Origin of the sequence: Phenylobacterium sp. (genome assembly GCF_044236515.1) — a bacterium.
Taxonomy (GTDB): Bacteria; Pseudomonadota; Alphaproteobacteria; order Caulobacterales; family Caulobacteraceae; genus Phenylobacterium.
Genome location: NZ_JBIIGK010000145.1, coordinates 1 through 7451 on the forward strand (window position 1 = coordinate 1; position 7451 = coordinate 7451).

Annotated in this window: 6 protein-coding genes and 2 tRNA genes; 2 read left to right on the plus strand and 6 right to left on the minus strand. The window is 66.6% G+C overall.

What is annotated here, in order from left to right; genetic code table 11:
- Positions 1 to 92 precede the first annotated feature (92 nt).
- Positions 93 to 169: transfer RNA gene (locus ACILRF_RS13030), tRNA-Asp, on the plus strand.
- A gap of 460 nt (positions 170 to 629) precedes the next feature.
- On the opposite strand, the gene ACILRF_RS13035 is transcribed toward ACILRF_RS13030, so the two are convergent.
- Complete coding sequence (locus tag ACILRF_RS13035; protein WP_395673560.1) at positions 630 to 974, minus strand: MliC family protein; 345 nt, start codon at positions 972 to 974, stop codon at positions 630 to 632.
- Positions 975 to 1061: 87 nt separating this feature from the next.
- Here ACILRF_RS13035 and ACILRF_RS13040 point away from each other — a divergent pair, with 87 nt between their 5' ends.
- Positions 1062 to 1520, plus strand: coding sequence for a DUF4402 domain-containing protein (locus ACILRF_RS13040; RefSeq protein ID WP_395673562.1), 459 nt, complete (start codon positions 1062 to 1064; stop codon positions 1518 to 1520).
- On the opposite strand, the gene ACILRF_RS13045 is transcribed toward ACILRF_RS13040, so the two are convergent.
- The 5 genes from ACILRF_RS13045 to clpX all read right to left on the minus strand — a co-directional run.
- Positions 1501 to 2430 (minus strand): aldo/keto reductase, encoded by a 930-nt coding sequence (locus tag ACILRF_RS13045; RefSeq protein WP_395673564.1) that lies wholly within the window; start codon positions 2428 to 2430, stop codon positions 1501 to 1503. The genes ACILRF_RS13040 and ACILRF_RS13045 overlap by 20 nt on opposite strands.
- Before the next feature lie 44 nt (positions 2431 to 2474).
- Positions 2475 to 2551: transfer RNA gene (locus tag ACILRF_RS13050), tRNA-Val, on the minus strand.
- A gap of 20 nt (positions 2552 to 2571) precedes the next feature.
- Complete coding sequence (locus tag ACILRF_RS13055) at positions 2572 to 3135, minus strand: TMEM165/GDT1 family protein (RefSeq protein WP_395673566.1); 564 nt, start codon at positions 3133 to 3135, stop codon at positions 2572 to 2574.
- Between the two features lie 279 nt (positions 3136 to 3414).
- Positions 3415 to 5811 (minus strand): endopeptidase La, encoded by a 2397-nt coding sequence (gene lon / locus ACILRF_RS13060; RefSeq protein ID WP_395673569.1) that lies wholly within the window; start codon positions 5809 to 5811, stop codon positions 3415 to 3417.
- A 383-nt stretch (positions 5812 to 6194) separates the two neighbouring features.
- On the minus strand, positions 6195 to 7451 hold a 1257-nt coding region (clpX, locus tag ACILRF_RS13065), incomplete at its 5' end, for an ATP-dependent Clp protease ATP-binding subunit ClpX (protein WP_395673570.1).

The following is a 7451-nucleotide window of genomic DNA, read 5'->3' on the forward strand; positions in this document are numbered from 1 at the left end:
AAACGCGCCAAATTCGTCCGGCCGACACTCTGCCGTTGACACGATTCCGGTCCGCACCTATCAGGGCCGCCTTCGCCGGCCGCAAGGCCTACGCGGGTGTAGCTCAGTTGGTTAGAGCGCCGGCCTGTCACGCCGGAGGTCGCGGGTTCGAGCCCCGTCACTCGCGCCATTTACTTCCTGAAATCGCTAGGATGTCCAAGGCGCCATCGCGCCCGCCCCGGCCTGTCCGCATGACAAAAAAGTCCCGACGCGCAGGCGCCGGGACCAAGAGTCTTTGGTGGCGCTACAGAGGGGAACGCGCGATGGGTTCAACGGCCAACCGTGAACTCGGGCTCAGTGGGCCCCTCGCCGGCCCTGCGGTCAATTCGACCAAAGGAGGGTCGACGCCCATTCAGCCGTTACGGAAAAAGCCGGCTACGGCGTCGCTCGGCGCGATGCCCAGCGGCCAGGTGACCAGCGCGAAGCCGAAACTCGCCAGTTTCATGAGGAGCGAGCCCTCGCGCACGTATCGACGGGCCTCGTCGCCACCTCACCGGGGATGTCGATCGCGAGATCAGCGCTCAGCACCGGTGATCACACCAAGCCGGCAATTAAACCTAGTAGGGGCGTACGCCGCGACGCTCGCAGGCCTAACTGTCGGGTGTCGGCCCCGGTGGCGGCGGACCAGCCTTACAGGTGACGAGGCCTTCTGTGGCGATGGTCTCGCCGGGCGGGAGAGGCGCGATGGTCCCCTGGTCGAAGCCCTTGGTCCACCACTGCATGCCGTCGCCGATATAGCGCGCGCCGCTCGCGGACATCGCGACGCGCATCTCGTGGCGGCGGTTCTTATAGCGGACGACCGCGATGTTCCCCGCGTAGCCGGCCTCAACGGTCTCACCGTTCTCGCAGTGGAGAACCGCGGCTGGCCGGTCGAGGGGCGGCGTGCTGGCGCAGGCGCAGAGCGCCAGGCCGAGGGTCAACGTGAGCAAGCGCATCGAGACGCCAACGCCGCGTCAACGGCCAAGGTTGCGCCAATGCGTATCATTGCGATCTTAACTTGTGGCGGGTTAGGGTCCGCGCCGATGACCTTGAGATCCCTCGCCGCGACCGCCGTGACGATCGCCGTGCTGGCCGCGGCCGGCCAAGTCTGCGCGCAGGGCCAGGCGAGCGCGCCGAGCCGCGCCTCGGTCACGGTCCTCGACCCCGTGCAGGTGCGGCAGGAATCAGAACTCGCCCTCGGAACCATCGCCGCGGCCCGCGGCGCTCGGACCACTACGGGCAACGCCGGTTACGCAGTCAGCGGCCTGGGCGGCGAATCCTACAGCATCTCGGCGCCGCATTCGGTTACCCTCACCCGCAACGGCGGGACCGAGGAAGTCCAGCTCAAACTGAAGCCGAGCCAGACCGGCGGCGCCCTGCCCGGTCGACCGGGCGTGCCTTCGACCACCCGGTTCGGCCTCGGCGCCACGGTGCAGGCGCCCAGCAACGCGACGGCCGGGGTCTATACCGGCGAATACGGGGTCACCGTCGGCTACCAATAGCCGCCTGAGCCGTCCGGATACGAGCCGCGACGTCGGCGGGGAGCATCATTCCCGACGCCGCGAGGTTCTCGCGCAGGTGCGCCAAACGGGTGGTGCCGAGCACCGCGCTGGCGACGCCCGGATTTTCCAGCACATAGGCGAGCGCCGCCTGCGATCCGGTAATGTCGGGCCGCCCATGAAGGAAGCGGAACCGGGCCCCGTCACGGACCTCGCGCCGGTGCCGGGCCAAGCCGCGCGCGGCGTACCAGAGGTCTTGCATGCCGCGGATGTTCGCCACCTTCAGTCCCGTGTGCCCCATGGCCAAGGGCATGCCGGCCAGCACGCCCACCCCCGCCGCGGCGGCGCGCGCGATCAGCGGCTCCCGCTCGGGGCGCAGGACGTTGTAGTCGACCATCACCACATCGAAGGCCGGCAAGGTGACGGCGTGTTCGACGACCGCAGGATCGAAGCTGTTGAGACCGAGCGCCCGCACCAGCCCCCTGCCCTTCAGATCCAGCAGGGCGGCGATCAGATCGTCGGTGAGTTCGGCGATGGCTGGTCCGTGCAACTGGAGGACCGGCAAGACGTCGAGGCCGAGGTTGCGCAACGAGCGTTCGGCGCTGGCTGTTATCGCCGCCGGCGAGTGGTCGCGGCCGATGCGCCCATTCCCAGCGTGGAAGCTGCCGGCTTTGGTCGAGACGACCAGGCCTGAAGCGTCGCGGCCCTTCAGAGCGCGGCCCAGACGCAGCTCGGCCTCGCCACGGGCGTAGCTCGCGCCGGTGTCGAACATGGTGACGCCGCGCTCGATCGCTTCATGGACGAGCCGGACGGCGGCCGCCTCGTCGAACGCGGGCTTGCCCCAATAGCTGGCGCACCCGAACCCGATCTCCGAGACGGTCAGGCCGGTGCGCCCAAGGGTGCGGTAGCGCATGCGACGGTCTCCCTGCCGCTGGCCGCGTGCGCCGGCGCGAAGGTTGGTGGGCGGCGAGGGATTCGAACCCCCGACCCTCTCGGTGTAAACGAGATGCTCTAACCAGCTGAGCTAGCCGCCCGTCGCAGGCTTCCTATCCGGCTAGACCACAGCCGCCAAGAGAACCCACGCGCCGATGACGGCGAAGATGCCGGCGGCGATCATGCGGACGATCTTCAGCGGCACGAGTTTCGTGGCGGCCTCGCCGAGGAAGACGGCCGGGGCATTGGCCAGCATCATGCCAAGCGTGGTGCCGGCCGTGACCACGACGACATCACCAAACCGCGCCGCGAGCAGCGACGTGGCGATCTGAGTCTTGTCGCCGATCTCGACCAGGAAGAAGGCGATCAGGGTCGTCAGGAAAACCCCGCCGTGGGTCTTGGCCCCCGCCGCTTCATCCTCCTTGTCCGGGATCAGCGCCCAGGCGGCCATGGCGATGAAGGCGGCGCCGACCACGGCCTGGAAGATCGAGCCTTCCAGCCACTGGGCGACAAGCACGCCGAGCCAAGCGGCTGCGGCATGGTTCAGCAGGGTGGCCGTGAGGATGCCCAGCAGGATGGGGATCGGCTTCCGGAACCGGGCCGCAAGGACGATGGCCAGAAGCTGGGTCTTATCGCCGATCTCGGCGATGGCGACGACGCCGGTGGACGTGAGGAAGGCTTCCAACGCTTGAACTCCCGGGCCGTGTGCGAGCATCGACGACGCCGCGCCCGGCAGGCCCAAGTCGCCCGGCGCGCATCGTCGGTCTCGCCAATCCGGGCCTTGAAGACCCGCCGCCTGCGCCATGCCCCGTAAGTCGAGGCAAGTCTGTTGACGCAAGGCTCCGCTGAAGCGGACGGCTACTCCCCGAAGAGGCGGCTGAGATAGTCGAGCACATGGCCCGCCGCAACGGAAAACGGCGCAGGATCGCTCCCGCGCCGTTCCCTTGTCGCGTGCTCACCCAGACTAGTGGGCGAGGACGTTCTCCGTGTCCGCGTCGTCCACCGCCACGACCGGCGGGGCGTCCTCTTCGGACCATTCGATCGGAACCGGCTGGCGGATCAGGGCGTGGCTCAACACCTCGTCCATGGTCGAGACCGGAATGATCTCCATGCCGGCCTTCACGTTGGCCGGGATATCCGCCAGATCCTTCTCGTTCTCGGTCGGGATCAGGACGATCTTCACCCCGGAACGCAGGGCCGCCAGCAGCTTCTCCTTCAGGCCGCCGATGGCGGTCACCCGGCCGCGCAGCGTGACTTCGCCGGTCATGGCGATGTCCTTGCGGATCGGGATGCCGGTCAGCACCGAGACGATGGCGGTGGCCATCGCCGCGCCGGCCGAGGGGCCGTCCTTGGGCGTCGCGCCATCGGGCACGTGGATGTGGACGTCCGTGCGCTCGAACTTCGGCGGTTCGATGCCGAAGCGGGTCGCGCGACTGCGAACGTAGGAGTTCGCCGCCTGGATGGACTCCTTCATCACGTCCTTCAGGTTGCCCGTGATGGACATGCGGCCCTTGCCCGGCATCTTGACCGCCTCGATGGTGAGGATGTCGCCGCCGAACTCGGTGTAGGCGAGCCCGGTGATGATGCCGACCTGGTCCTCCGCGTCGGTCTCGCCGTAGCGGTACTTGCGGACGCCCGCGTACTTGGCCAGGCGCTCGTCGTCGATGATGATCGAGGCGACGCCTTCGCGGCCGAGGTCGCGGACCGTCTTACGCGCCAGGTTGCCCAGCTCCCGCTCGAGCGATCGGACGCCGGCCTCCCGCGTGTAGTAGCGGATCAGGTCACGGATCGCCGCGTCCGGCACCACGAACTCTTCCGGCCTCAGGCCATGGTCCTTGGTCAGCTTCGGCAGCACGTGCCGCTTGGCGATCTCCATCTTCTCGTCCTCGGTGTAGCCGGGGATGCGGATGATCTCCATGCGGTCCAGCAAAGGCTGGGGCATGTTGAGGCTGTTGGCCGTGGTGACGAACATCACCGGCGACAGGTCGTAGTCCACCTCCAGGTAGTGGTCGGCGAAGGTGGTGTTCTGCGACGGGTCCAGCACCTCGAGCAGGGCCGACGACGGATCGCCCCGCCAGTCGGCGCCCATCTTGTCGATCTCGTCGAGCAGGAAGAAGGCGTTGGTGGACTTGGCCTTCTTCATCGATTGGATGATCTTGCCCGGCATGGAGCCGATGTAGGTCCGGCGGTGGCCGCGGATCTCGGCCTCGTCGCGCACGCCGCCCAGGGAAACCCGAACGAACTCGCGAGCCGTGGCCTTGGCGATGGACTTGCCGAGCGAGGTCTTGCCGACGCCAGGCGGACCGACGAGGCACAGGATCGGCCCCTTCAGCGCGCCGACGCGGCTCTGGACCGCCAGGTACTCCAGGATCCGTTCCTTGACCTTGTCCAGGCCGTAGTGGTCCTCGTTGAGGATGTCTTCGGCGCGCTGCAGGTCGATCGGCTTCTGCTTGGCCTTGCCCCACGGGATCGAGAGCAGCCAGTCCAGATAGTTCCGGACGACCGTGCTTTCGGCCGACATCGGGCTCATGTTGCGCAGCTTCTTCAGCTCCGCCTCGGCCTTGGTGCGGGCTTCCTTGGACAGCTTGGTCTTCTTGATGCGCTTCTCGAGCTCCAGCAACTCGTCGCGCTGGTCGTCCTGCTCGCCCAGCTCGCGCTGGATCGCCTTCATCTGCTCGTTCAGATAGTACTCGCGCTGCGTCTTCTCCATCTGACGCTTCACGCGGTTGCGGATCTTCTTCTCGGTCTGCATGACCGAGATCTCGCCCTCCATCAGGGCGTAGACCCGCTCCAGGCGCTTCACGACATTGAAGACCTCGAGCAGCTGCTGCTTTTCGCTGATCTTCACCGACAGATGGCTGGCGATGCGGTCGGCCAGTTCGCCCGGGTTCTCGATCTGCGGGATCGCGGCCAGCGCTTCCGGCGGGACCTTCTTGTTGAGCTTCACATAGTTTTCGAACTGCTCGACCACGGCGCGCGAGAGGGCCTCGGCCTCCGGAGCGCCGGCGCCGTCTTCCTGCACGAAGGCGATCTCGGCTTCGTAGTAATCGGGCTGAGCGGTAAAACGGGTGATGCCGGCGCGAGCCCGGCCCTCGACCAGCACCTTCACGGTGCCGTCGGGAAGCTTCAGCAGTTGCAGCACGGTGGCGACGACGCCGACGTCATAGATGGCATCGGGGGCCGGATCGTCGTCGTCCTTGTCCTTCTGGGTCGCCAGAAGGATTTCCTTGCCCTCGTTGCGCATCGCCTCTTCGAGCGCGCGCACCGATTTCTCGCGGCCCACGAACAGCGGGACCGGCTGGTGCGGGAAGACCACGATGTCCCGCAGCGGCAGAATGGGCAGAACCTTGATCTCGGACATGATGCATTCAACTCCTGGCCCGCCGGTTAGGCGCCGGCTGGACCGTTCGGATCGCGGTCACTCGAGGCGAGGCGCCCCAGTCGGACGATCCCCCGCCGGGCTACGGCGGGCCTTGAAAGTTTATTTGGCCCGTTTCCGAGCCGGCGCAAGCGGAGCAACATCGTTGCGCGACACTGCGCCCCACACTGTCCACAGACTTAGCTTGGCTGGGGAAAACTGGGCCGTTCGCGCAAGGACATGCCTTGCCGCAAGCACAGATGGGAATCGCCCGGCCTTTCAGCAAGTTGCCCCGGAAGGCCGCCACGCCCAGGGCGCGAACCCAACCGCCAACGAAAAAGGCCCCGCAGTCGCCCGCGGGGCCTGAATTCTCCGGAGAGATCGGGTTAGGCCGCGCCGCCCTTGTCGCGGCGTTCGGCGTAGATGATCAGAGGCTGGGCGCGGCCCTCAATAACCTCCTGGTTGACCACCACCTCCTCGACGCCGTCGTAGGTCGGCAGCTCGTACATGGTGTCGAGCAGCACGCCTTCGAGGATCGAGCGCAGGCCGCGCGCGCCGGTCTTGCGCTGGATGGCCTTGCGGGCCACCGCGTTCAGGGCATCGTCGGTGAAGGTCAGGCCGACATTCTCCATGTCGAACAGCCGCACGTACTGCTTGACGAAGGCGTTCTTCGGCTCGGTGAGGATCTTGACCAGCGCCTTTTCGTCGAGATCGTCGAGCGTCGCGAGCACCGGCAGGCGGCCGATGAACTCGGGGATCAGGCCGAAACGCAGCAGATCGTCCGGCTCGACCTGACGGAAGATCTCGCCGGTGCGGCGGTCGTCGGGATCCGAGACCTTCGCACCAAAGCCGATCGAGGTGCCCTGGCCGCGCGCGGAGATGATCTTCTCCAGACCCGCGAAGGCGCCGCCGCAGATGAACAGGATGTTGGTGGTGTCGACCTGCAGGAATTCCTGCTGCGGATGCTTGCGCCCGCCCTGCGGCGGCACGGAGGCGACGGTGCCTTCCATGATCTTCAGCAGCGCCTGCTGGACGCCTTCGCCCGACACGTCGCGGGTGATCGAGGGGTTGTCCGACTTCCGGCTGATCTTATCGACTTCGTCGATGTAGACGATGCCGCGCTGCGCCCGCTCGACGTTGTAGTCGGCGGCCTGCAGCAGCTTCAGGATGATGTTTTCGACATCCTCGCCGACGTAGCCGGCCTCGGTCAGGGTCGTCGCGTCGGCGACGGTGAACGGCACGTCGATGATCCGCGCCAACGTCTGGGCCAGCAGCGTCTTGCCGGTGCCGGTCGGGCCGATCAGCAGGATGTTAGCCTTACCCAGTTCGACGTCGTTGTTCTTCGTCGCGTGATTCAGGCGCTTGTAGTGGTTGTGGACCGCGACCGAGAGGACCTTCTTGGCGTGGTCCTGGCCGATCACGTAGTCGTCGAGGACTTCGCGGATTTCCTTCGGAGTCGGGACGCCGTCCTTCGACTTCACGAAGGAGATCTTGTGCTCCTCGCGGATGATATCCATGCACAGCTCGACGCATTCATCGCAGATGAACACGGTCGGCCCGGCGATCAGCTTGCGGACTTCGTGCTGGCTCTTGCCGCAGAAAGAGCAATAGAGGGTGCTCTTCGAATCTCCGCTCGCGGCCTT